Below are 24,950 nucleotides of genomic sequence, written 5' to 3' on the forward strand. Positions count from 1 at the left end.
ACGCCGTCACTGCCGATCAGGGCACCGCGTTTGCCTCGATCCACACACCCCGCTGACAAAGCGCCGATTGCATGCGATCCATGCCACCACTGTCGCAGCCGACACCTTGAAGCGTCCCACCACTCCCCCACGCAGCCGCATTCACCTGCGGTCGCACATCAGGACATCCGCCATGGGAAACAAACGAAATCGCAATGCATCACGTCTGTTCACCGCCATTGGAACTGCGCTGGCCTTCCTGCCCGTGATCGCGATGGCATCGCCTGCGCGTGGCACCCTGCTCAACAGCAACTTCCTCACCAGCTATACCCGCACCGCGCTTGCTGCATTGCTGCCCAACGACAAGGCCAGCGACCTGCCCAAATGCGATGTCAGGGTGGCCGAGTTCACCTATGCAACGGTCGGCGTGAAGGGCGAACCGACCACGGCGTCTGGCGTATTGCTCGTGCCAGGTGGTGCCAGCTGCACAGGCCCCTATCCGTTGCTGAGCTGGGACCCAGGCACCGAACCGCAACGTGCCGCAGAGCAGGCCAAGGAGATTCGTGACGCAAAGGGCGATGACCCGATCGTTACCCGACTGGCCGGCCGGGGATACGTGGTGGTCAGCACCGATTATTTGGGCCTGGGCAAGTCCACCTATCCATTCCACCCCTACCTGCACGCGGACAGCGAAGCCAGCGCGACCATCGATGCGATGCGCGCCGCCCGCCAGGTCCTGGCACGGCTGAACACCCCGCTGTCGGGCAAGGTGATGCTGTCGGGCTACTCGCAAGGTGGTCACGCCGCCATGGCAACCCAGCGCGAAATCGAGGCGCACTATCCCAACGAGTTCAAGCTGGCCGCCAGCGCGCCGATTTCCGGCCCGTATGCATTGAGCCAGACCTTCCTGGACAGCTGGAGCGGACGCAATGCCGTTGGCGAAAGCACGTTCGGCCTGGTGCTGGTGACCTACGCCCTGGTCGGCATGCAGCACGCCTACCAGAATGTCTACCTCTCGCCGTCACAGGTGTTCCAGGACCCGTGGGCGGGAAAAGTCGAAGGCCTTTTCCCGGGCAAGAACGATCTGATCGATCTGGCCGTCGGCGGACTGTTGCCGACGATCGACAAGGTCGGCAGCTATTTCCAGCCGAGCTTCTACAAGGACTTCCTGCGTAACCCCAACAACCGGTTCCGCCAGGACCTGGTGCGCAACGATCTGCTGGACTGGACGCCACGGACGCGCACATTGCTCTGCGGCTCCTCCAATGACGCCACCGTGCCACTGAAGAACGCGAGCACCGCCATCGACGCCTTCAAGCGCCGCGGCAGCACTCAGGTCTCGGTGGTGGATGTGGGCAGCGGCGATCCCGCCGACAACGATGCCCTGGCACATCTGGCCAGCAAGGAAAGCTGCATGATCGCCGTGCGCCAGCAGTTGCTGGACAAGCAACGCTGAGCGCAGGCGCTTGCGCACAGCGGCCCGGGACGCACGCAACACCAGGACGGCGCGCAGCGCATTGCCGCCGTCTGCACAGCGACGATGCCGTTGCCAGGATGAAAAAGCCGGGCGCCACTGATTTGGCGCCCGACGCGCCGGCAGTCATTGCACACAGCAATGACGCGCCGGATGCCACGCAGGCCAAGATTGCCTGCGTCTGCGACAAGCATCTGCGCAAAGAAAAACAGCCACTCAACTTGCGCTGAGTGGCTGCCTGTCTGGTGGGCCGTCAAGGATTCGAACCTTGGACCTATTGATTAAGAGTCAACTGCTCTACCAACTGAGCTAACGGCCCTGAAACTGGTCGCACATTGTATTTGCGTTTTTGCTTCGTTGCAACACCCCGCGACGCATCGGGTCAAACTTTCCTGCACTTGCTTGGCATTCAGTGGGGTGGCTGAGGGGACTCGAACCCCCGACATCTGGAATCACAATCCAGTACTCTAACCAGCTGAGCTACAGCCACCACTGAAAACCTGCTTCCTACCGTACCGCCGATGGCGCGCCCGACAGGACTCGAACCTGTAACCACCGGCTTAGAAGGCCGGTGCTCTATCCGGTTGAGCTACGGGCGCCCGGACCGAACTTCGCATTCCCACGCCGCCAGGAGCTCGGAATGGTCGGGGTAGAGGGATTCGAACCCCCGACATCCTGCTCCCAAAGCAGGCGCGCTACCAGACTGCGCTATACCCCGGCGGGACCTTTCAATCCCGAAGGCTGGAAAGGTCGGCTATTTTGGGAACGATTGGCCTCGCTGTCAATCACCCTGTGTAAATTGGACGATCCGGTATCCTCGCAACAACGCTCGCCAACTCGGCGAGCACCTACTTTCATGGAGAACACGCATGCGTAGCGGTAACCCGGCCCTCCGGGAATCCACGTTCCTCGACCTCGGCTCCGGCTCGGTGGTCACCCGCGATGGTCAGGCGATGACACTCAACGGCACGGTCAACAAGACCGGCCTGCTGTTGCTGATGGCGGTCCTCACCGCCGCGTTCGCGTGGTCGCAATCGCTTGGCGCCGACGGCGTCCCGCTGCCGGCCGCACGTATCTACATGATTGCCGGTGCGATCGGCGGACTGGTGTTCGCGCTGGCGACCAGCTTCAAGCCGACCTGGGCACCGATCACCGCGCCGCTGTACGCACTGGTGGAAGGTTTCTTCCTGGGGTCGATCTCGGCCGTGTACGAAGCACGCTTCAACGGCATCGTATTCCAGGCGGTCCTGCTGACCTTCGGCACCATGTTCGCGCTGCTGTTCGCGTACCGCAGCGGCATGATCAAGGCAACCGAGAACTTCAAGCTGGGCGTGGTGGCGGCTACCGGCGGCATTGCGCTGGTGTATCTGGCGACGATTGTCCTGGGCTTTTTCGGCGTGCGGATTCCCTTCATCCACGACTCGGGCCTGGTCGGCATCGGCTTCAGCCTGTTCGTGGTGGTGGTGGCGGCACTGAACCTGGTGCTGGATTTCGACTTCATCGAGAGCGGTGTCGAGCAGGGCGCACCCAAGTACATGGAGTGGTACGGCGCGTTCGGCCTGATGGTCACGCTGGTGTGGCTGTACATCGAGTTCCTGCGCTTGCTGTCGAAGCTGCAGTCGCGGAACTAAGCCGGGAATCGGGAATCGGGATTGGGGAATCGCAAGAGCGTTTCCTGCGATCGATGACATGGAGTGGCTTCAGACATCTCCAAGCAAAAGAAAGGGCGCCCTGGGCGCCCTTTCTTTTTTGTGCGGCGTTGCCAGTGCGCTCAGAGGCGGCTGGCGATGGCCTTGGCAAAGCCCATGGTGTTGCCGGTGCCGCCCAGGTCGGGGGTCAGCGAGTCCTTGGCTTCCAGGGTGGCCACGATGGCTTCGCGCAGGCGCTCGGCGTTCTGCGGCTGACCGATGTGGTCCAGCATCTGCGCGGCACCCAGCAGCAACGCGCACGGGTTGGCCTTGCCCTGCCCTGCAATATCCGGCGCCGAGCCGTGCACGGCTTCGAAAATCGCCGCGTCCAGACCGATGTTGGCGCCCGGGGCCAGACCCAGGCCGCCGACCAGACCGGCACACAGGTCGGAGATGATGTCGCCGAACAGGTTGGTGGTCACGATGATGTCGAACTGCTCCGGACGCATCACCAGCTGCATGCAGGTGTTGTCGACGATCATTTCCTGGAATTCGATTTCCGGGTACTGCGCGGCCACGTCACGTGCCACCTTCAGGAACAGGCCCGAGGTCGACTTGATGATGTTGGCCTTGTGCACCGCGGTGACCTTCTTGCGGCCGGTGGCGCGCGCCAGGTCGAAGGCGTAGCGCACGATGCGCTCGGAGCCCTTGCGGGTGATCCGGGTGCCGGAGAACGCGGTCTCGCCATCCTCGGACACGGTCTGGCCTTCGCTCAGGTAGGCGCCTTCGGTGTTCTCGCGGACGGTGATCAGGTCCACGCCATCGGCGAAACGCGACTTGGTGTTCGGGAACGACTTGGCAGGACGCACGTTGGCGTACAGGTCGAACTTGCGACGCATGGCGACGTTGATCGAGCTGAAACCTTCGCCGACCGGCGTGGTCAGCGGGCTTTTCAGCGCCACCTTGTTCTTGGTGATCGACGCCAGGGTGGACTCGGGCAGCAGATCGCCGTGCTTTTCCAGCGCGACCAGGCCAGCGTCGGCGTACTCGTAGGTCAGGCCAGCTTGCAGCGCATCGAGCACGAACAGCGTGGCATCCATGATCTCCGGGCCAATACCGTCGCCGCGGATGACCGTGATTGTCTGCGTCATATCGTTGGGTTTCCGAACTTGAAGGGGGGAGCGCCAGCCGTCGAACCCGGCAGATCGGCGCAAGGAGGTTTCACGGGCAATTATGCCCGATGCCGGTGAAGGCGCCCAAACCGACCTTGGTCTAAGAGCGGCAGGCACGGCGCAGGCAGGGCGCGGCAGTCGCTGCGCGGCCGACGGATGCGGACGCCTCCGACCCTTGCCAGGCCAGGCTGCCTGGCGGGCGCATGCGCGACGACGCAAACCACAGGTGCCGGCCGCTGTGCGAAGACTGTCGCCTACCGAGACCCCGACATCAACGCGTCAACCTGCCGCCAAACCCCTGCCCGCCCCGAGCACCCGACCACCCTGCGCGGTACTTCGACAGCACAGCGGACCCCAACCAATGCGTACGCCGCCGCGGGCACGCTGGCCACGCATGCTGTCGACGTGGGGCGGCCGAGCACCCAAACGCAACGCGCCGCCCTGACAGCGGCGCGCGACGTACCTTTGACGAATTCCCAATTCCCGGTCGTCAGTCGCCAATCCCGAGCGGCATGCAGCCGCCCGGCTCGGCCCCTCACTCGTGCGCGTGCTGCACCGGCGCCTGCGCGCCGCCTTCGAGCTGGTCGAGGAAATCCACTGCGCGGCGCAGATGCGGGATCACGATGGAGCCGCCGACCACCAGCCCGACCGAGAAGGTTTCGAAGAACTCTTCGCGGCTCACGCCAGCCTCTTTGCACTGTGCGACGTGGTAGCTGATGCAGTCGTCACAGCGCAGCACCATCGAGGCCACCAGCCCGAGCAGCTCCTTGGTTTTCACGTCCAGCGCACCGGCCTGGTAGGTCTGGGTATCCAGCGCAAAGAAACGCCGCACCACCTGGTTGGGCTCGGCCAGGATGCGCTGATTCATGCGTTGGCGGAATTCGGTGAACTCGCGCAGGCGGTCGGCGCTGCCGTCGTCGGAACCACTCATGCCTGCCCGCCCGTGCTGCCGGCCAGCAGCGGCTCGAGCTTGCCGGCGCGATGCAGGGCCATCATGTCGTCGTAGCCGCCCACATGGACGTCGCCGACGAAGATCTGCGGCACGCTGGTGCGCTTGGCCAGGGCGACCATCTTGTTGCGCTCGGCCGGGTCCAGGTCGATGCGCACCTCGGTCCAGGTCTGGCCCTTGCTCTTGAGGAAGTTCTTGGCGGCCACGCAATACGGGCAGATGGCGGTGGAATACAGGGTGATATGTGGGCCGCCGGCGGCGTCCTGCACGGTATGGTCTTGGCTCACGGGAAACTCCGTGGTTGGTCTGAGGTCTGACACATGGTAGCGGGCGACTGGAATTTCCATGTCGTCACCGCAACACTGTGGATTAATTGCCGATTCACGCCGCTGCGCTGCGCTGCCCGCATGCTCCGCGCATCACCTGGGAGTTCCACTTGCGCCTGCTTCCGCTCGCCACCGCCCTTACGCTGGCCGTCGCCGTGGGCGTGGCACCCGCGCAGGAAAGCCGCCTGCCCGATATCGGTTCCTCGGCCGGCGAGCTGCTGACCCCGGCGCGTCAGGCCGAGTACGGCAAGATGATGCTGGCCGAGCTGCGCAATTACGACTACGTGCTGGACGACCCGCTGATCGGCGATTGGCTGCAGACCATGGGCACCCGGCTGGGCGCCAACAGTGATCAACCGCAGCAGCCGTTTACGTTTTTCATGTTGCGCGATCGCCAGATCAATGCGTTCGCCACCCTGGGCGGCTATATCGCGGTCAACGCCGGGCTGGTGCTGACCGCCGAGCGCGAGGACGAGGTGGCGGCGGTGCTGTCGCACGAAATCGCCCACGTCACCCAGCAGCATGTGCTGCGCGGGGTGGAGCGGGCCCAGCGCGACCAGATCCCGATCCTGCTCGGCATGCTGGCCGCGGTGGTCGCCGCGCAGCAGGCCGGCGGCAACTCCAAGGGCGATGCCACCATGGCCACCATCACCGGTGCGATGGGGCTGATGCAGCAACGCCAGATCGACTACACCCGCTCCAACGAATCCGAGGCCGACCGACTGGGCATCCGCACGCTGGTGCGCAGCGGCTACGACGTGGACGCGATGGCCGGCTTCTTCGAGCGCATGTCGGTGGCGATGCGTGCCAACGAGGGCGGCTACAGCGCCCCGGACTTCCTGCAGACCCACCCGGTCACCACCACCCGCATCAGCGAGGCCAAGGCACGCGCCGAGCAGATGAAGAAGAACACCGTGGTGCTGACCACCTCGGTGCCGGGCGGAACGCGCCAGGAACGCGTGGACCCGGCAGACCCGAGCCTGTCGGAGCCGCTGAGTCGCAACGGCAACGCACTGCTTCCCTATACGCTGCGGCTGCCGGTGGATGCGCTCAGCCGCGGCGGCGACCAGCAGGGTTTCGACTGGGCCAAGGAACGCCTGCGCGTGCTCAGTGCAAGCACCCCGGACGCAGCCATTCGCGAGTACGAAAACCTGCGCCGCAGCGCCAAGCAGGGCCTGAGCGATGCGCAGCGCTACGGGCTGGCGCTGGCGCGGCTGCGCAACAGCGGCGGCCGGCCCAGCGAGCCGGTGGCCGAGCTGACCAGCCTGCTCGAGACGCACCCGGACAACCTGTGGCTGGCGCTGGGCCTGAGCGAGGCGCAGGCGCGCGTGGGGCAGCGCGAAGCGGCCAATGCGCGCTTCGATGCGCTGCTCAAGCAACTGCCGAGCAACCGCGCGGTGGCACTGACCTATGCCGGCGCGCTCAACGAGCAGGCCAGCAAGGAGTCCGGCCAGCGCGCGCGGCAGGTGCTGGAACCGTTGCTGTACCGCAGTGGCGAGGACCCGCTGCTGCAGCAGACCTATGCGCGTGCCTGCGAGCTGGCCGGCGACCATCTGCGCGCCAGCGAAGCCTATGCCGAGTCTGCTTACTTGAATGGGCGCCCGGAGCAGGCGCTGATCCAGCTGGAAGCACTGAAGAAGAAGGACCTGGACTATGTGACACGGGCGCGCGTAGATGCCCGCATCGCCGCGATCACGCCAACGGTGCTGGAGCTGCGCCGTCAGGGCATCCGCGACCCGGACCTGTCCACGCGCTGATGTCGCCGGGGTGCGACGAGCCGGCCCGACCGCCGCATCCTGCAACCGTCTATGCCGCCGCCGCACTATCAGCCCAGCCCGCTTCACAGAATCGCAGTCTGGCTGCAGCCTGCGCCCGGCATGTCACATTAGAGTCACAAAACCGTAGTCTACTGGCGATCACCAAAGCCAGACGGTAAGCCCCGCGTGCAGAAACGCATTCTGATCGTCGATGACGAACCCGCGATCCGCGACATGGTGGCGTTCGCGCTGCGCAAGGGCGAGTTCGAGCCCATCCACGCCGGCGACGCCCGCGAGGCGCAGACCGCCATCGCCGACCGCGTGCCCGACCTGATCCTGCTGGACTGGATGCTGCCCGGCACCAGCGGCCTGGATCTTGCCCGCCGCTGGCGCAAGGAGCAGCTGACCCGCGAGATTCCGATCATCATGCTCACCGCGCGCGGCGAAGAGAACGACCGCGTCGGCGGCCTGGAAGCCGGCGTCGACGATTACGTGGTCAAGCCGTTTTCGGCACGCGAGCTGCTGGCACGGATCCGTGCGGTGATGCGGCGCACCCGCGAGGACGACGAGGACGGCAGCGTGGCCGTGGGCCGGCTGCGCATCGATGGCGCCGCGCACCGCGTGTTCGCCGGCGATGCGCCGGTGCCGATCGGCCCGACCGAATATCGTTTGCTGCATTTCTTCATGACCCACCCCGAGCGCGTATACACGCGCACCCAGCTGCTGGACCATGTCTGGGGCGGCAGCGTGTATGTGGAAGAGCGCACCATCGACGTGCACATCCGCCGCCTGCGCAAGACGCTGGAGCCGTTCGGCCTTGAGAACATGGTGCAGACCGTGCGTGGCTCGGGCTATCGTTTTTCTTCGGCGACCTGACGTGCCGCCAAGCCGCCCGGCCGCACTCTGGCCGGGGCGGTTGCCCACCTGACGCATCGTGATCACGCCTTCCATGCCCCAACATATCCGTTCCGCCTGGCTCAAGACGCTCGGCACCCTTGCGCTGTTGCTGGGCGCGGCCGTCGTGGCCGGCCTGCTGATCGGGCATGTATGGATGGCGCTGACGCTCACTGCATTGGGCGTCCTGGCCTGGCATTACTGGCGGCTGCGTCAGGTGCTGCGCCGGCTCACCGCACGCCAGCGTGCCGAACCGGCCGCCGGCGTCGGCGCCTGGAACGAGCTGGACCGGCTGCTGTATCGCAGCCAGGCCGAAATGCGCGGGCGCAAGCGTCGCCTGATCGACATGCTGCGCACCTACCGCGCCGCCGCGCAGGCGTTGCCGGACGCAGTGGTGGTGGTGGACCGCAACAGCCAGCGCGTGCAGTGGTTCAACAAGGCCGCGGGCGGCCTGCTTGGGCTGCATCATCCCGGCGACATGGGCGTGTCGGTGGTGGAACGCCTGCAACCGCTGCCGCTGGCACATTGGCTGGCGGCCGGCCGCAATGCCGAGCCGATGCTGGATGCGCCCTCGCCCGTGGACCCGGACCTGCGCTTGAACCTGCGCCTGATCCCGTACTCGGACGACTACTGGCTGCTGGTGGCGCGCGATGTCAGCAAGCTGCTGCGCCTGGAGCAGGTGCGCCGCGATTTCGTAGCCAATGTCTCGCACGAGCTGCGCACGCCGTTGACGGTGGTGCACGGCTACCTGGACATGCTCGACCCGGAAGACTTCCCGGACTCCGGACCGATGCTGGCGGAGATGCGCAAGCAATCGCAGCGCATGGCGCAGCTGGTGGAAGACCTGCTGACCCTGTCGCGACTGGAATCGCAGGAAGAGCTCGGCGAAGAACACGTGGCGATGGCGCCGATGCTCTCCACCCTGCGCCGCGAGGCCGAGGCGCATAGCCAGGGCCGGCACACGGTGGAAGTGATCGACGAGGCCGGGGTGGATCTGCTCGGCTCCAACAAGGAACTGCACAGCGCGTTTTCCAACCTGGTGACCAACGCGGTGCGCTACACGCCCGGCGGCGGCACGGTGACTATCCGCTTCGTGCGCGAAGGCGACGGCGCGGCGCTGGCGGTGCGCGATACCGGTTACGGCATCCCCGCCTCGCATCTGCCGCGCATCACCGAGCGCTTCTATCGCGTGTCCAGCAGCCGCTCGCGCGAGAGTGGCGGCACCGGGCTGGGGCTGTCGATCGTCAAGCACATCTTGGGCCTGCACCAGGCGCGCCTGGAGATCGAAAGCGAAGTGGGACGCGGCAGCGAATTCTCGTGTCATTTCGTCGCTGCACGCATCGTGCAGCGCGAGCACTCCCTGCCACTGTCACGCTCGGCGTGATATGTAGGGAGCGACTGTCGCCACCGGCCGCGCTGCAGCTGCGCGACACAGCCTGTCCGCGCCGCAGGGCGATGCGCTTGCGGCGACCACGCACACCATCTCCGTCTTGATGACCGACTCCATGGGCCACGCCAAACAACTGCACGACATCACACCGTCCGAGGACATCGCCACCGATCCGTTGCGTGATCCGGCGCTGTACATCAACCGGGAACTGTCGCAACTGGATTTCAATTTCCGGGTGCTGGCGCAGGCGCTGGACGAGCAGGTTCCGCTGCTGGAACGGCTGCGCTTTTTGTGCATCTCGTGCACCAATCTGGACGAGTTCTTCGAGATCCGCGCGGCCACCGTGCGGCATGCGCAGGAGTTCGGCCTGCCGCCGGCCCCGGACGGGCTGAGCCCGACCGCCATCCTCAACGCGGTGCACGACCGTGCGGCCAAGCTGGTCGAGCAGCAGTACCACGCATGGAATGAAGTGCTGCGCCCGGCGATGGAAGATGCCGGCGTGGCCGTGCTCGGTCGCTCGACGTGGAATTCCCGCCAGAAGCGCTGGCTGCGTGCCTACTTCCGCAACGAGATCATGCCGGTGCTGTCGCCCCTGGGGCTGGACCCGGCGCACCCGTTCCCGAAGATCCTCAACAAGACCTTGAACATCGTGGTGGTGCTGGAAGGCCAGGACGCATTCGGGCGCGCCGGTCATCTGGCCATCGTGCGCGCGCCGCGCTCGTTGCCGCGCATCATCCAGTTGCCGGCCAGCCTGTCCCCGGAAGGCGCGCAGAGCTTCGTGTTCCTGTCCTCGGTGCTGTCCGAGTTCGTGGACGAGCTGTTCCCGGGAATGCAGGTCAAGGGCTCGTACCAGTTCCGCGTCACCCGCAACTCCGAACTGGTGGTGGACGAGGAAGAAGTCGAAAATCTCGCGCTTGCGCTGCGTGACGAGCTGGTCACGCGCGGCTACCGGCCGGCCGTGCGGCTGGAGATCGCGCACGATTGCCCGGCGCCGATCATGCGCACCCTGCTGCAGAACTTCGGTTTGAACGAGAACGCGGTGTACCGCATCGTCGGGCCGGTCAATCTGAGCCGCGTCACCCAGGTCTACGACCTGGTGCAGCGCCCGGAGCTGAAGTACCCCGCGTTCAATCCGCGCACCTTGCGCGACAGCGAGGGCATCTTCCAGATCGTCAGCAAGGGCGATGTGTTGCTGCATCACCCCTTCGATGCGTTCACCGCGGTGCTGGATGTGATCCGTCAGGCCGCCGTCGACCCGAATGTGCTGGCGATCAAGCAAACGCTGTACCGCACCGGCAAGGATTCGCTGATTGTCGATGCATTGATTCTGGCCGCGCGCAACGGCAAGGACGTCACCGTGGTGGTGGAGCTGCGCGCGCGCTTCGATGAAGAGGCCAACCTGGGCCTGGCCGACAAATTGCAGGAAGCCGGCGTGCAGGTGGTCTACGGCGTCGTCGGTTTCAAGACCCACGCCAAGATGCTGCTGATCGTGCGCCGTGAGGGACGCAAGCTCAAACGCTACGTGCACCTGGGCACCGGCAACTACCACAGCGGCACCGCACGCGTGTACACCGACATCAGCCTGATCACCGCTGATGCGGAGATCGGCAACGACGTGCACATGCTGTTCCAGCAGTTGTCCGGTCTTGCTCCGCGCATGAAGCTGGATCAGCTGCTGCAATCGCCGTTTACGCTGCATGCCGGCGTGCTGAAGCGGATCGAACGGGAGACGCGCTTGGCCCGCAATGGCCGCCCCGGCCGCATCATCGCCAAGATGAACGCGCTCAACGAGCCGCAAGTGGTGCGTGCACTTTATGCCGCCTCGCAGGCCGGCGTGCAGATCGACCTGATCGTGCGCGGCGCCTGCACGCTGCGGCCCGGCGTCCCTGGCGTGTCGGACAACATCCGCGTGCGCTCGATCGTAGGGCGGTTCCTGGAACATAGCCGGGTGTACTGGTTCGGCAATGACGGTGCGGCCGAGTTGTACTGCGCCAGTGCCGACTGGCTGGAACGCAACCTGCTGCGCCGTGTGGAAACCTGCTTCCCGATCCTGGACCCGGACCTGGCCAAGCGTGTCTACCGCGAAGTGCTGCAGAACTACCTGGACGACAACGTCAGCGCGTGGGAACTGGATGCCGAGGGCGTGTACCACAAGCGCACGCCGGCACCGGGCGAGCCGGCACATTCGGCGCAGATGACCCTGCTCGACCGGATCTGAGAGGCCGCGGCCGTGGCCTCTCACGTGGCCAACGGCCCATCGGCTACCATGCGGCCATGCCAATGCCCTCCCCCACGATTCCGCCCCTGCGCGATGGCGATTTTCTCGCCGCCATCGACCTAGGCTCCAACAGCTTCCACATGGTCATTGCGCGCTACCTGATGGGTCAGCTGCGCGTCGTCGACCGCCTGCGCGAGACCGTGCGCATGGCTGACGGCCTGGATGGCAAGGGTGGCCTGTCCAACGAGGCGCGCCAGCGCGCGCTCGAATGCCTGGCACGTTTCGGTCAACGCATCCGCGAAGTTCCTTCGCTGCGCGTGCGTGCGCTGGCGACCAACACGGTGCGTCAGCTGCGCTCGCCGCAGGCCTTCCTGATGCCGGCGGAGACCGCGCTGGGCCATGCGATCGAAGTGGTCAGCGGGCGCGAGGAAGCGCGCCTGATCTACCTGGGCGTGGCGCATGCGCAGCCGCCCAAGCCCGACCAACGCCGGTTGGTGATCGACATCGGCGGCGGCTCGACCGAGTTCATCATCGGCCGCGGCTTCCAGACGCTGGAACGCGAAAGCCTGCAGGCCGGTTGCATTGCCAGTACGCGGCGGTTTTTCCCCGGCGGCAAATTATCGAAGAAGAAATGGAAGGATGCGCTGACCGAGATCGGCGCCGAGTTCCAGCAGTTCGCCGGCCAGTACAAGGCGCTGGGCTGGCATGAGGCGATCGGCTCGTCCGGCACGCACAAGGCCATCGGCGAGATCTGCGCGGCGATGAAGCTGACCAAGGGCGCGATCACCGCGCAGGCGTTGCCGGCGCTGCGCGATGAACTACTCAAGGCCAAACGCATCGAAGACATCCAGTTGCCCGGCCTTGCTGCCGAGCGCCGCCCGATCATCGCCGGCGGCATCCTGGTGCTGGAAGCCGCGTTTCAGGCACTGGGGCTGGAGAAGCTGATGGTCAGCAAGGCAGCGATGCGCGAAGGCATCCTGTACGACATGCTCGGCCGCGGTGGCGAAAACGACCCGCGCGACAGCTCGGTGGCCTCGCTGGTGCAGCGCTATGGCATCGATGAAGTACAGGCGCAGCGCGTGGAAGCCACTGCCTGCCGGCTGTTCGACCAGGTCTGCGAATCCTGGCAACTGGACGGCGACGATGCGCAGGTGCTGCGCCGCGCCGCACGCCTGCACGAGCTGGGGCTGATCATTGCGCACAGCCAGTACCACGTGCACGGCAGCTACATCCTGGAGCACTCGGATATCGCCGGATTTTCGCGGCAGGAGCAGCAGGTGCTGGCCTCGCTGGTGCGCACGCATCGGCGCAACGTGCCCAAGACCGCGTTCGAGGCCCTGCCCGACCGCCTGCTGTTGCCCACCCGCCGCAAGGCCGCGCTGCTGCGGCTGGCGGTGTTGCTGCACCGCGCGCACGAATCGGACCCGATTCCGACCCTGGAACTCACCGCCGACGACACGCGGCTGTCGTTGATCCTGTCGCAAAGCTGGATCGACTCACGCCCGCTGCTGCGCGCCGACCTGATCGGCGAAGTCGAAAGCATGGCCGGCCTGGGGATCGCGTTCAAACCGTTTGTGACCTGAGGCCCCAGGTGGGAATGGAGAATCGGGAATCGGGAATCGCAAAAGCGTTGATCTGTCGTCGGTAGGCTTCACGACGGAAGTCGAGGCGGGTCAGTTCCCGCGGTCGACGATTCCCAATTCCCGATTCCCGATTCCCGATTCCCGTCGCCTGTCACCGCCACGTCTTATCGGCGCAACATCCATGCCATCGCATGCCCGGAAGCTAGTCAAAACGGGAGAACGGGCATGCGCTACGCGATCGTTACCGAAACCTATCCCCCCGAAGTCAACGGTGTTGCACTGACCGTGCACGGACTGGAAACCGGTCTGCGCGCACGCGGACACCAGGTGGATGTGGTACGTCCACGCCAGAGCGCCGACACCGTACCGAGCGCAGCGCTGCTGGTGCGCGGCGCATCGCTGCCGCGCTACCCGGGGCTGAAATTCGGGTTGCCGGCCACTCATCGCCTCATTCGCCATTGGCGCGCGACGCAACCGGATGCGATCTACGTGGCCACGGAAGGCCCGTTGGGTTGGTCGGCGATGCGTGCGGCGCGCCGGCTGGGCATTCCGGTCGCTTCGGGCTTCCACACCCGCTTTGACGAATACCTGCCCGACTACGGCGCGGCCTGGCTGCAGGGCACCGCGCTGCGCTGGATGCGGCGTTTCCACAACCAGGCCGATGCCACGCTGGTGCCCACGCGCGAGCTGCTGCAGTTTCTGCGCAACGACGGCTTTGCGCGCGTGCAGTTGCTGGCGCGTGCCGTGGACAGCCAGCAGTTCGATCCGCGCCGTCGCGATCCCGCGCTGCGCGCCGAATGGGGCATCGACGGCGACGGCTTTGCGGCGATCTATGTCGGACGCATCGCCAACGAAAAGAATCTGCCGTTGGCGATCCAGGCATTTCGCACGCTGCAGCGGGCCCGCCCCGAGGCGCGCTTCGTCTGGGTGGGCGATGGTCCGGCGCGCGAGAAGATCGCGCAAGAGCACCCCGACTTCATCTTCTGCGGCATCCAGCGCGGCGAGGCGCTGGCGCGCCACTTCGCCAGCGGCGACCTGTTTCTGTTTCCCAGCCGCAGCGAGACCTTCGGCAACGTGACGCTGGAAGCGATGGCCAGCGGCGTGGCGACGGTCGCCTTCGACTACGGTGCCGCACGCGAATATCTGCGCAGCGGCCAGAACGGCGCAGCGGTGGACTCCGATAATGCATTCATCCAGGCCGCGGTTGCGCTGACCCAGGACGACGCACTGCGCCAACGCCTGGGTACGGCCGCAGCGCAGGCAATGAAACGCCTGCATCCAGACAACGTGGTGTCCGATTTCGAAGCCTTGTTGCTGGGCATCACTGCGGCAAGGGGGCGTTATGTCGTCAACGCGGCTTGAGGTCTTGCGCGGCCACGAAGCGCGCTGGTGCCGGCGCGCCAATCACTGGTGCCGGCGTCACCCGGTACGGCGCGCCTTCGCCACCATCAGCCGGCTGGGCGATGGCGTGTTCTGGTACAGCCTGATGGGCCTGCTGGTGGTGCTCGACGGCATGGACGGGGTTCGCGCCTCGGCGCATATGGCCGCCACCGGCGTGCTGGCATTGACGCTGTACAAGGCGCTCAAGCGCTGGACCCGACGCCCGCGCCCGTACGCGGCCGATGTGCGCATTCGCGCGTGGGTGGCGCCGCTGGACGAGTTCAGTTTTCCGTCCGGCCATACCTTGCACGCGGTGTCCTTCAGCATCGTGGCACTGGCGTACTACCCGTGGCTTGCCCCGCTGCTGGTGCCGTTTTCGGCCGGCGTGGCGCTGTCGCGGGTGGTGCTGGGCCTGCACTACCCCAGCGATGTGCTGGCGGCCACGGCGATCGGCGTGCTGCTGGCAAGCCTGTCGTTATGGGGGCTGCCGGCGATGTTGGGGTAAGCGCTGGCGGTTTGCGTGAGGGCGGCTTGCTGACAGGTAAGCGTAAGGACAAACGGACAGTTACCAGAACGGTGGCAAGTAAGCAGCAAGGCTTCTGCGCCGCGGCTTTCTCTTGCCGGGACATTGTCCTCCTTCATGGGGGAGAAGGTGCCCCGCAGGGGCGGATGAGTGTCCGTGCGCAAGCCTCATTCATTTGCCGTCGATTGGTGTTTCGCACAAGTCGAAAAGAGCCATGACGCAGCAATTGCGACTTCAGCGCGTGGCTTCGCCCCGTACCCTCACCCCTACCCCTCTCCCGCAGGGAGAGGGGATCTTGCACTGAAGGTATGCGGTGAGCTGACAGAAAGCTGCCCACCTACGCACACGTCCCACGGCGTGCGACCTGCAGGATGTCTAAAAGGCGATCGCCAGCCTCCGGCGTAGTTGCAAGAATCGTTCGCACACCAATCGCTGCGCAGCCGAACGATTCTCCGCTTCCCGCTTCCCGCTTCTCCGCTTCTCCGCTTCTCCGCTTCTCCGCTTCTCCGCTTCTCCGCTTCTCCGATTCCCGATTCCCGATTCCCGATTCCCGATTCCCCATTCCCCATTCCCCATTCCCGCCCCATCCTGCCGCCGTACAATGGCGCAATGACGACCCTGTTCATTTCCGACCTGCACCTGGACCCGGCCCGGCCGGCAATCACCGAGCTGTTTCTGGATTTCCTGCGCACGCAGGTGCCCGGCAGCGACGCGCTGTACATCCTGGGCGATCTGTTCGAAGCCTGGATCGGCGATGACACTCCTTCCACCGCTGCCGATGCGGTCGCGGTGGCACTGCATGCAGTGGCTGACGCCGGCGTGCCGGTGTTCTTCATGGCGGGCAACCGCGACTTCCTGGTCGGCGATACCTACGCGCAGCGCGCGGGCTTCCGCATCCTGCCCGACCCCAGCGTGATCGATCTGTACGGCCATACGACGCTGCTGATGCATGGCGACCTGCTGTGCACCGACGACACCGCCTACCAGGCGTTCCGCGCGCAGACGCGCGACCCGGTGTTCCAGGCGCAGTTCCTGGCCCAGCCATTGGCCGCGCGCGTGGCGTTCGCGCAGCAGGCACGTGCAGCCAGCCAGGCACGCCATGCCGAACTCAAACAAGGCGACCAGTCGCGCTTTGAGACGGTCACCGACGTGTCGCCGGCCGAGGTGGAGGCCACTTTTGTCCGCTACGGACTGGATCGAATGATTCACGGGCACACCCACCGTCCCGCGATCCACACGCTGCAGGCAGGCGGGCAGACCTGCACGCGCATCGTGCTGGGCGACTGGTACGAACAAGGTTCGGTGCTGCGCGTGGATGCCGATGGCGTGTCGCTGGAGCAGCTGGCGCTGTAGTCCACGCGGCGCAGCGACAGCGCGCGCAGGCATCGGGCGTTCGGGGCGCTATACGCTGTTCAACCAGCCCGGCTCGGCGGTGGAGCCGCGAGCCACTTGAGTGCACGACATCATTGCGTGCTACGTGCACGCTCGGCGTAGTCGACGAAATCGGCATTGACCACGTCGTACCAGAGCAATGTGCCATCGGCCTGGACGCGGAAGCGGTCACGCACCGGGCTGGTCTGCGGGTCACCGGGGCAGCCGTCGCCGTGGCGCTCGCGCACCGCAAAGTCGAAGGCGTCCGTGGACGGCGCATCGCCGTCTTCGTCGATGATGCTGATGCAGTTATCCGGGTAGGCGTGGTCGCTCTGCAACCGCGCTTCGAGCACATGCAGGGCGCGGGCCCGGGCATCGTTGCTGGTCGCCGGCGCCGGGGTTTCCACGGTGGGCGTGGGTGCGGTGGCGGCGGGCTCGGCCGGTTGCTGGCGGCAGCCGGCAGCGGCCAGTGCGACCAGACACAGCAGCGCATAACGCAGGAAAGTGGACATGAGGGCTCCGCTCGACAGGACGTGGCCGGCAGCGGCCGGCGGTGCGTCTAGTCTGCGCGATCACCGCGCCCGGGTGTAGCGCATTGGCCCGGCACCTGCCGGTGCCGGGCCGTGTGAACGTGCAACGGGATCAGCGGAAGCCGGCGATCGTGGCCTTGGTGTTGACCAGCACGCGCTGATTGTCGGCGGTGCTGGCATTGCCCATCGGCACGCCGTTGTAGCTGATGTTGGGGTTGGACCAGTAGTTCAACCGCGGGCAGCCGCTGGTGCAGTCGTAGGCCATGATGGTGCGCCAGCTGTTGCCGTAGCGGTAGCCGTGGCCGTACGCATAGGGCGAGGTGCTCGGGTCGTTGGTGGCATCGTGGCGTGCGCTCTGCAGATGCCCGATTTCATGCGCGAAGCTGTAGTAGCCGGTGGCACAATCCCAGTACACCGAGGCGAAGGCGCTTGCAGCGGTCGAGCCGATCCCCGACGCCAGCCCGCAGTAACTGCTGTTGTCCAGCACGATCACGCCCACGTCGGCGGTGTAGGTGTTGCGGCTGGTGTGGATGCTGTCCATGTAGCCGTCGTTGGTCACACGGAAGCGCTGCAGGTCGGTGGTGAAGTTGCCGGTTTCGGTGTAGCTGGTGGTCTCGTAGCGCGCCAGCTGCAAGGTGATGCCCACGTTGCTGTTGATGTAGCCCTGGTTGGCCTCGGCCACCGCCAGCTGCACCAGCGACTGCATGTTGCCGCCATAGGCAGTAACGGCCTTGTTGGTGGCGACCACCAGCACGCGGATGGTGGCCGGGCTGCCGGACGATGCGGCGGCGGCAGTGACGCGTCCGTCGCTGGGCATGTCGAACTTCGGCAGCAGGCTGTATTCGGCCGGATGCTCCTGCGGCATGCGTTGCTCGTCCACCTGCACCAGCACGTGGCGGCCATCGGCGAGCGGACGCAGGCGATACAGCTTGCCGGCGTAGCGGATGGTGCCGGTGACGGTGTCGCCGCTACGCACCAGGATGGCCGAGTTCAACGGGTCCACACCCGACAACGTGCGCGCGCGGGTGCCGGCGCGCGGGCCGAGGTTGCCGTACCAGACGCTGTCGCCGCCTTCCAGCGCATCCACCTTGGCTTGGGTGGCCGTGATGGTCTGGCCGTCCAGCTGCAGTTCCAGCAGTTTTTCCGTCGCGGTCACCGCGCCGGCGTCGAGCTGGACCACCTGTGCGTTGGCAGTGGACGGGGCGGTCAGCAGGCGTTGCAGCGCAGGTTCGGCTGCAGCGGTGGCAGTGGCGCTGCGGCTGAGCGCCGGGCCGGTCTGGTACAGCGGCTTGCCGGCAGCGGCGGCCGACCCGGCTAGGCACATGGCCACCAGGCCCAGCGTGGTGCACATCGACTTCGACTTCATCGTCTCTCTCTCCTAAGACATGGAAGTAACGGATGCGAAACACCGGGCCCCTGCCCCCGGGACGTCATTAGGGCGCGCCCCAAAGGACAGATTGCAAGTTGTTACAAAGGAAAATTACCGTTTTGTGATGTTTGCCGATGACTGGATGCGATTCCGGCGGCGACATGGAAGGAACCAGCGCACAGTCCGGTGTGTGAGTCGCGGCACCGGGGGAACGCAGCGGCGAGGACACGTGCAGAATTTGGGCAGCACGCTGCCCCCACTGCGTGCGGGGGCGTTGCGTTGGAGCATGCGCAGCGCGGGACAACGGCAGCGCGATACGATCGGCGCACCGCTTGGCGTTCGGTCAAACCAAATGACAGCGACACTGGCTGATCGGTGCACGCGGTCGGCCGCGCGGTGTCGGCACGCATGCCACCCCGTCTCGTCTGCGTATCGGCGCAGCGATCAGCCGGCCTGCTCTACCAGATCGGCCAGTTCATCCTCATCGAACCCGGCGAGCAACCGCGCCTGGATATTGAACGGCCCATGCAGGTAGCCGCCGGCGTACTCGCGCAACAGGGCCTTGAAGCGCGCACGCGGCTCGATGCCGGCCTGTTCGCAATACCAGCGGTACCACCGCGAGCCGGCCGCGACATGGGCCACTTCTTCGCGCAGGATGATGTCCAGCACGTCGGCGGTTGCCGCATCGCCGAGCGAGCGCAGCTTGACGATCATCGCCGGCGTTACGTCCAGGCCACGCGCTTCGAGCACGCGTGGCACCAGGGCCATGCGTGCCAGGCCGTCGTGCGCGGTTTTCTCGCACATTTCCCACAAGCCGTTATGCGCGGCAAAATCGCCATAGTCGCGGGCATGCGCCTGCAGGCGCGCGCGCAGCAGCATGAAGTGGCGCGATTCGTCGTCGGCAACTGCCACCCAATCGGCATAGAACCCCTCGGGGAGCCCGCGAAAGCGATACACCGCATCCCAGGCCAGGTCGATGGCGTTGAGCTCGATATGGGCGATGGCATGGATGAACGCGGCGCGCCCTTCCGGTGTTCCCAATCCGCGTCGCGGCAGCTCGCGTGGATGCACCAGGATTGGTGTTGGCGGCCGCCCCGGCATGCGGATCGGTTCGGGCGCAGGCGCCGCCGAATCGATCATGAGATGGCCTGCGCGAGAGGCCGCGGCGTACTGCTGGGTCAGTGCGACTTTCTGCAGCGGGTCGGCCTGGTCCAGACACTGGCGCGCAGCAGAGAAGAGATCGGCGCTTTCGAACGAACCGATGCTCATGCCGTCGGCCACGAGTGACCGCTTGCAGCAGACACCCAGTACGCCAGCAAGCGCCCGCAGGCGTGCTGTCTTGCACGGCCTGCTGGCAGCATCAGCGCGGCCAATCGGCCGCGCCACCGCGATGACTCAGGCGCGACGACGCTTCTTGGCATCGTCCGAGCGCAGCTGCTGGATGCGTTCGAAATACCCCGGCTCGATGCCGGTGATGTACTCGCCGTTGAAGCACGAGGAATCGAACTGCTTGATCTCCGGATTGCCTTCGCGCACGGCCACTTCCAGGTCTTCCAGATCCTGGTAGATCAGCCAGTCGCAGCCAAGAAATTCCTGGATTTCCAGCTCGCTGCGGCCATGCGCAATGAGCTCTTCTGCCGCCGGCATGTCGATGCCGTAGATGTTGGGGTAACGCACCGGCGGCGCGGCCGAGGCCAGATACACCTTGCGTGCGCCAGCGTCGCGCGCCATCTGCACGATCTGCCGGCTGGTAGTGCCGCGCACGATGGAATCGTCCACCAGCAGCACCACGCGGTTGCGGAATTCCAGATGGATCGGATTGAGCTTGCGACGCACCGACTTCTGCCGCTCGCCCTGCCCCGGCATGATGAAGGTGCGGCCCACGTAACGGTTCTTGACGAACCCCTCGCGGTATTTCACGCCGAGCACGTTGGACATTTCCAGCGCCACATCGCGCGAGGTGTCCGGGATCGGAATGATGGTGTCGATGTCGTGGTCCGGACGCAGGCGCAGGATCTTTTCGCCCAGCTTCAGGCCCATGCGCATGCGCGCCTTGTGCACCGAGATGTTGTCGATCATCGAATCGGGACGCGCGAAATACACGTATTCGAAAATGCACGGCGCATTGTTGGTCGGCGAAGCGCACACTTCCGAGAACAGCTCGCCGCGCGCGGTGATCACCAGCGCTTCGCCCGGGCGCACGTCGCGCACGCGCTGATAGCCCAGGATGTCCAGCGCGGCCGATTCGGAGGACACGATGTATTCGGTGCCTTCGGCGTGCTCGCGCTTGCCCAGCACCAGCGGACGGATGCCGTGCGGGTCGCGGAACGCCACCAGGCCCAGGCCCAGCACCACGCTGACCACCGCGTAGCCGCCCTTGCAGCGGCGGTGCACGCCGGCCACCGCGCGGATTGCCGCTTCGGGGGTGAGCATGCGCTGCGCGTCCAGCTCGTAGGCGAACACGTTCAGCAGCACCTCGCTGTCCGAATCGGTATTGATGTTGCGGCGGTCGGCTTCGAACACCTGCTGGCGCAAGGCCTCGGTGTTGATCAGGTTGCCGTTGTGCGCCAATGCAATGCCGTAGGGCGAATTGACGTAGAACGGCTGCGCCTCGTCCATGCCTTCCGAACCGGCGGTCGGGTAGCGGCAATGCGCGATGCCGACGCGGCCTTCCAGCACCGCCATCTTCTTTTCGTCGAAGACGTCGCGCACCAGGCCATTGGCTTTTTGCACGCGCAGGCGCGTGCCATCTGCGGTGGCGATGCCTGCGGCGTCCTGCCCACGATGCTGCAGGACGGTCAGGCCGTCATACAGCTGCCCGGCGACGTTCTGGTTGCCGACAATACCGACGATGCCACACATGGTGCGCGTTCTCCGCTTCGGCTTGCGCCGTTACTGTGAAGGTGGCCGTGCCTGGCCTTGGGATTCGACCCGAGCCGGGTCGCTTTCTCCGCCGCGAACCTGCGCCGGATCGATATTGGCCGGCATTGCCTGCGTCGGATCGCGTCCGTCGCTGGCAGCTTTGCCGGGTTTGCCAAGCGCACGCGTGATGGTGTCGCTCAGGCCGGAACCGCCAAGTGCCTTGCCCAAGTCCGTATTATCGCCTGCCGAGGGCAACTTCCCCAACTCCGTTGACAAGTTGCCGAGTTCCATCGATGGCATCTCCATCGATGGCATCCGCCAGGCCGGCAGTTGCGCGCGCATCCAGCCGGCACCGGGCTGGAGCATGGGCAGCAGCACCGACTGGCGCCAGGACGGCTCGCGCGGCAGCGGGGTGAAGCCCATCAGCAGCACCAGCACGCTGGCCAAGAACGCGCCGCGCACCACGCCCAGGCCGAAGCCGAGCATGCGGTCGGTGCCGCCAAGCTTGACCGCGTCCACGCCGGCGCGAATGACCATGCCGATCACCGCCACGCTGATCAGCACGCCGACAAACACCATGGCGTAGCCACCGAACGACTCGGTGGCCGAGGGGTGCTTGCCATCGGCCAGCCAGCGCGCCGCCGCGCCGCCGAACAGAAAGGTGGCCCAGCCGGCCAGCAGCCACGACAAGGTGCCGACCACGATGGCGACAAAGCCGCGCAGCAAGCCCAGCAGCGCCGACACCAGAATGATGACGCCCAGCACCATGTCGATCATTGGCGAGGTCTCCGCGCGGCGCGCTCGCCGCCTGTGCAACGTGGCGTGATGATCATGGCCTTCCCCTCCATGGGTGCGAGGCGTTTGGAAATCCAGCCGCTGCCCGCAGCACGGTGCAGGCAACCAGCTGACACAGGGCAGTGCGCCAGCCGTGCAGTGTACGAGCGGCTGCCACACACGCAGCGGCCGCGCTTGCTTGCGGCCGGCGCAGGCGTTTATGGATGCGGGCGCACCATGCCGGAAATGCCGACCTTGGCGGCGACCTGCGCACGCAACTGCTCGGCGTCGCCGCGATTGGCCACCGGCCCGACACGCACGCGGTTGAGCGCGCCCTTGTCGGTACGGACCTGTTCGACGAAGGCGCTGAAGCCGGCGGCGCGCACGCGGTCGCGCAGCGCGTCGGCATCTTCGGCGCGACCGAATGCACCCAGCTGCACGGCAAACCCGACACCGCTGGCGGCAGGTGCTGGCGGCGCGGTCGGTGCAGCGGCGACCGGCTTGGCAACTTCGGGCTTGGCAGGTTCTGGCTTGGCAGGTTCTGGCTTGGCCGGCGCTGCCTTGGCAACGTCTGGCTGGGCGGGTGTCGGCTTGGGCGCTTCGGCCGGCTTGGGTGCCGCTGCGACCGGCTTGGCCGGTTCCGGCGGAAGGCTCTCGGTCTTTGGCGCAGCCGGCGCGCTGGCAGCGGCCACGGTGCTGCTCGGTTTAGCAGCCGGCGCGGGCGTCGGCGTCGCGACCGGCGCCGGTGCGGCGGCATTCGCGTCCAGCGTCACCACTTGCGCATTGACGTCGCTACGCACCTTCACTGCCTGCAGGCGGGCCGATTCGGCCTGGGCCTGATCGGCGTACGGCCCCACGCGCACGCGCCAGGCGGGGCGACCACCGATCTGGGTCTTCTCGCTGAAGCCAGGCAACTGCGCCTGCTTGAGCCGCGCAATGACCGCATCGGCATCGGCGCTGGTGGCATACGCGCCAAAATTCACCGCATAGTTACCGGCCGCCACTTCTGGCGCCGACGGCGCGCTGGAGGGGTTGGCCAGATCGGCGGCGTCCGGGTTGTCCTGCACCGCTGCAGGCGCGCTGGGGGCACCGGCCATGCCCAAGGCGCCACCAGCCGGTGCATTGCCCGGGGTGACCAGCGGCAATTCACGGGTTTCAAATTCGCCATTGCCGGGCGCGGCAGGTGCTTCGAGCGGGACATCGGCCACGCCGCTGGCTGGCGCGGGGCCCTTGACCAGCATCGGAAGGAAGATCACGGCAAGTGCCACCAGAACGATGGCGCCAATCAGTCGCTGTTTCAGAGCAGTGTCCACAGAAGAGAGCTAAAGGCGGCGTGGCGGGGTGCCGCGGCGATTATAAGGCCGGCGCCACCCCGCCGACCCTAGTGGGCTGAACGAAGTGCGGTTAGCGCGTCGGCAACGGTAAGAAAGGAGCCAAAGACCAATACACGGTCGCCGGGCCGGGCGGCGGCCAGCACCGCGCGTAGCGCATGCGCAACATCGGCATGACACGCCGCCTGGGCCGCGGCCGTGCCCTGCAGACGCTGCTGCAAGGCCTGCGCCGATTGGGCGCGGACGCCTTGTAGCCCCGCCAGCCTCCAGTGATCCACCTGCGCCGCCACTGCCTCCACTACGCCCACCGCATCCTTGTCCGCCAGCGCGGCATAGACGGCATGGGTGACGCCGGCGATCGGCTGCGCAGCCAGTGCCTGACCCAGAGCGCGTGCAGCCTGCGGGTTGTGCCCCACATCCAGCAGCACCTTCACGCCGGCGACGTCCATGCGCTGCAGGCGCCCCACCACCTGCGCGTCGGTCATGCCCTGCGCCCAGGCCGCTGCGGGCACGTCCACCGGCAAGGCCTGCAGCGCGGCGATCGCAGCGGCAGCATTGGCCAGCTGCACCGGCGCCAGCAGGGCCGGCATCGGCAGCTCCAGGGTCACGGCCACATCGCGCCAACGCCATTGCCGGGCGTCGATCGGCTCGAAGAAGTAATCGCTGCCGGCACGGATGGCATTGGCGCCCAATTGGTAAGCGCGTCGCAGCACGCTGGACGGCGGGTCGATTTCGCCCAGCACCACCGGTTTCCAGGCGCGGATGATGCCGGCCTTCTCGGTGCCGATGGCCTCGCGATCCTCGCCCAGCCAGTCGGTGTGGTCGATATCCACGGTGGTGATCACCGCCACGTCCGAATCGACGATGTTGACCGCATCCAGGCGCCCACCCAGGCCGATTTCCAGCACCGCCAACTCCAGCGCGGACTGCTGAAACAGCCACAGCGCGGCGAGCGTGCCGTATTCGAAATAGGTCAGCGTGGTATCACCGCGCACCGCCTCGACGGCAGCAAACGCTTCGACCAGCTGCGCGTCGCTGGCCTCATTGCCGTCGATGCGCACGCGTTCGTTGTAGCGCAGCAGATGCGGCGAGGTGTAGGCACCCACCTTCCAGCCGGCCGCGCGCCCGATCGCCTCGATGAAGGCCACCGTCGAGCCCTTGCCGTTGGTACCACCCACGACAATGACGTGCCTGGCGGGCGCTTCGATCTGCAGGCGCGCCGCAACCTCGCGCACGCGCTCCAGGCCCATGTCGATGGCGCTGGGATGCTGCTGCTCGATGTAGGCAAGCCAGTCGGAGAGTACTGTGGGGGTAGTCACTGAATTTACCTGATGTCATGCGCATTGGAGGGCATTATCGCCAATGCAGCGCACAGTTGATCAGGGAAGCGATGGTTTGGCCGCGATGAAGAAACTGCGGCAGTATTCCCACACGGAAGAC

21 protein-coding genes and 4 tRNA genes are annotated in these 24,950 nt (G+C 66.1%); 11 read left to right on the forward strand and 14 right to left on the reverse strand.

Annotated features, from left to right (window positions below; translation table 11 throughout):
* The first annotated feature begins 172 nt into the window (after positions 1–172).
* Together XnspCFBP7698_RS11230 and XnspCFBP7698_RS21555 are read left to right on the forward strand one after the other, a co-directional pair.
* Positions 173–1,435 carry a lipase family protein gene (locus tag XnspCFBP7698_RS11230; RefSeq protein ID WP_104581080.1) on the forward strand — a complete coding sequence of 421 codons (1,263 nt, stop codon included), beginning with the start codon at positions 173–175 and terminating at the stop codon, positions 1,433–1,435.
* A 98-nt stretch (positions 1,436–1,533) separates the two neighbouring features.
* A complete protein-coding gene (locus XnspCFBP7698_RS21555) occupies positions 1,534–1,683 on the forward strand; it encodes a hypothetical protein (protein ID WP_158255459.1) in 150 nt (49 codons plus the stop codon).
* A 13-nt stretch (positions 1,684–1,696) separates the two neighbouring features.
* Here XnspCFBP7698_RS21555 and XnspCFBP7698_RS11235 read toward each other — a convergent pair.
* The 4 genes from XnspCFBP7698_RS11235 to XnspCFBP7698_RS11250 form a co-directional block, all read right to left on the reverse strand.
* Positions 1,697–1,772 (reverse strand) — tRNA-Lys (locus tag XnspCFBP7698_RS11235).
* A gap of 94 nt (positions 1,773–1,866) precedes the next feature.
* Positions 1,867–1,943, reverse strand: a tRNA-His gene (locus XnspCFBP7698_RS11240).
* Between the two features lie 32 nt (positions 1,944–1,975).
* Positions 1,976–2,052 (reverse strand) — tRNA-Arg (locus tag XnspCFBP7698_RS11245).
* Positions 2,053–2,094: 42 nt separating this feature from the next.
* Positions 2,095–2,171: transfer RNA gene (locus XnspCFBP7698_RS11250), tRNA-Pro, on the reverse strand.
* Between the two features lie 151 nt (positions 2,172–2,322).
* Here XnspCFBP7698_RS11250 and XnspCFBP7698_RS11255 point away from each other — a divergent pair.
* On the forward strand, positions 2,323–3,084 hold the full coding sequence (locus tag XnspCFBP7698_RS11255; protein WP_104581079.1) for a Bax inhibitor-1/YccA family protein: 762 nt from the start codon (positions 2,323–2,325) through the stop codon (positions 3,082–3,084).
* A 140-nt stretch (positions 3,085–3,224) separates the two neighbouring features.
* Here XnspCFBP7698_RS11255 and XnspCFBP7698_RS11260 read toward each other — a convergent pair whose 3' ends face one another.
* The 3 genes from XnspCFBP7698_RS11260 to grxC form a co-directional block, all read right to left on the reverse strand.
* Positions 3,225–4,232 (reverse strand): isocitrate dehydrogenase, encoded by a 1,008-nt coding sequence (locus XnspCFBP7698_RS11260; RefSeq protein WP_010368534.1) that lies wholly within the window; start codon positions 4,230–4,232, stop codon positions 3,225–3,227.
* A gap of 556 nt (positions 4,233–4,788) precedes the next feature.
* A complete protein-coding gene (locus XnspCFBP7698_RS11265) occupies positions 4,789–5,184 on the reverse strand; it encodes a carboxymuconolactone decarboxylase family protein (protein WP_104581078.1) in 396 nt (131 codons plus the stop codon).
* A complete protein-coding gene (gene grxC, locus XnspCFBP7698_RS11270; protein WP_039412239.1) occupies positions 5,181–5,489 on the reverse strand; it encodes a glutaredoxin 3 in 309 nt (102 codons plus the stop codon). Before grxC ends, XnspCFBP7698_RS11265 begins: the two co-directional genes overlap by 4 nt.
* A 149-nt stretch (positions 5,490–5,638) precedes the next feature.
* On the opposite strand from grxC, the gene XnspCFBP7698_RS11275 reads away from it, so the two are divergent.
* The 8 genes from XnspCFBP7698_RS11275 (at position 5,639) to lpxH (ending at position 16,626) form a co-directional block, all read left to right on the forward strand.
* Positions 5,639–7,285, forward strand: a complete 1,647-nt coding sequence (locus tag XnspCFBP7698_RS11275) for a M48 family metalloprotease (protein WP_104581151.1) — start codon at positions 5,639–5,641, stop codon at positions 7,283–7,285.
* Positions 7,286–7,471: 186 nt separating this feature from the next.
* A complete protein-coding gene (gene phoB / locus XnspCFBP7698_RS11280; RefSeq protein WP_002806631.1) occupies positions 7,472–8,161 on the forward strand; it encodes a phosphate regulon transcriptional regulator PhoB in 690 nt (229 codons plus the stop codon).
* Between the two features lie 73 nt (positions 8,162–8,234).
* The gene (gene phoR, locus XnspCFBP7698_RS11285; protein WP_166744006.1) at positions 8,235–9,563 is read left to right on the forward strand and encodes a phosphate regulon sensor histidine kinase PhoR; all 1,329 of its coding nucleotides are present in this window, start codon (positions 8,235–8,237) and stop codon (positions 9,561–9,563) included.
* A gap of 121 nt (positions 9,564–9,684) precedes the next feature.
* A complete protein-coding gene (gene ppk1 / locus XnspCFBP7698_RS11290; protein WP_039563912.1) occupies positions 9,685–11,787 on the forward strand; it encodes a polyphosphate kinase 1 in 2,103 nt (700 codons plus the stop codon).
* A 62-nt stretch (positions 11,788–11,849) separates the two neighbouring features.
* Positions 11,850–13,370, forward strand: coding sequence for an exopolyphosphatase (gene ppx / locus XnspCFBP7698_RS11295; protein WP_179455073.1), 1,521 nt, complete (start codon positions 11,850–11,852; stop codon positions 13,368–13,370).
* Between the two features lie 225 nt (positions 13,371–13,595).
* A complete protein-coding gene (locus tag XnspCFBP7698_RS11300) occupies positions 13,596–14,732 on the forward strand; it encodes a glycosyltransferase family 1 protein (RefSeq protein ID WP_104581076.1) in 1,137 nt (378 codons plus the stop codon).
* Positions 14,713–15,255, forward strand: a complete 543-nt coding sequence (locus XnspCFBP7698_RS11305) for a phosphatase PAP2 family protein (RefSeq protein WP_104581075.1) — start codon at positions 14,713–14,715, stop codon at positions 15,253–15,255. The genes XnspCFBP7698_RS11300 and XnspCFBP7698_RS11305 overlap by 20 nt, the downstream gene beginning before the upstream one ends.
* A 627-nt stretch (positions 15,256–15,882) precedes the next feature.
* Entirely contained in the window at positions 15,883–16,626 is a 744-nt protein-coding gene (gene lpxH, locus XnspCFBP7698_RS11315; RefSeq protein WP_104581150.1) for a UDP-2,3-diacylglucosamine diphosphatase, read from the forward strand.
* Positions 16,627–16,736: 110 nt separating this feature from the next.
* Here lpxH and XnspCFBP7698_RS11320 read toward each other — a convergent pair whose 3' ends face one another.
* The 7 genes from XnspCFBP7698_RS11320 to folC form a co-directional block, all read right to left on the reverse strand.
* On the reverse strand, positions 16,737–17,156 hold the full coding sequence (locus tag XnspCFBP7698_RS11320) for a hypothetical protein (protein ID WP_047695397.1): 420 nt from the start codon (positions 17,154–17,156) through the stop codon (positions 16,737–16,739).
* A gap of 130 nt (positions 17,157–17,286) precedes the next feature.
* Entirely contained in the window at positions 17,287–18,540 is a 1,254-nt protein-coding gene (locus XnspCFBP7698_RS11325; RefSeq protein ID WP_047695396.1) for a zinc-dependent metalloprotease, read from the reverse strand.
* 447 nt (positions 18,541–18,987) lie between these two features.
* Positions 18,988–19,812, reverse strand: a complete 825-nt coding sequence (locus XnspCFBP7698_RS11330; protein WP_123137483.1) for a ferritin-like domain-containing protein — start codon at positions 19,810–19,812, stop codon at positions 18,988–18,990.
* Positions 19,813–19,938: 126 nt separating this feature from the next.
* Complete coding sequence (gene purF / locus XnspCFBP7698_RS11335) at positions 19,939–21,405, reverse strand: amidophosphoribosyltransferase (protein WP_039412221.1); 1,467 nt, start codon at positions 21,403–21,405, stop codon at positions 19,939–19,941.
* A gap of 30 nt (positions 21,406–21,435) precedes the next feature.
* A complete protein-coding gene (locus tag XnspCFBP7698_RS11340) occupies positions 21,436–22,182 on the reverse strand; it encodes a CvpA family protein (RefSeq protein ID WP_104581074.1) in 747 nt (248 codons plus the stop codon).
* A gap of 215 nt (positions 22,183–22,397) precedes the next feature.
* A complete protein-coding gene (locus tag XnspCFBP7698_RS11345; protein ID WP_104581073.1) occupies positions 22,398–23,492 on the reverse strand; it encodes an SPOR domain-containing protein in 1,095 nt (364 codons plus the stop codon).
* Between the two features lie 68 nt (positions 23,493–23,560).
* Positions 23,561–24,829 carry a bifunctional tetrahydrofolate synthase/dihydrofolate synthase gene (gene folC, locus XnspCFBP7698_RS11350; protein WP_104581072.1) on the reverse strand — a complete coding sequence of 423 codons (1,269 nt, stop codon included), beginning with the start codon at positions 24,827–24,829 and terminating at the stop codon, positions 23,561–23,563.
* Positions 24,830–24,950 lie beyond the last annotated feature (121 nt).

It is taken from the genome of Xanthomonas sp. CFBP 7698, from assembly GCF_003600855.1.
Lineage (GTDB): Bacteria > Pseudomonadota > Gammaproteobacteria > Xanthomonadales > Xanthomonadaceae > Xanthomonas > Xanthomonas cannabis.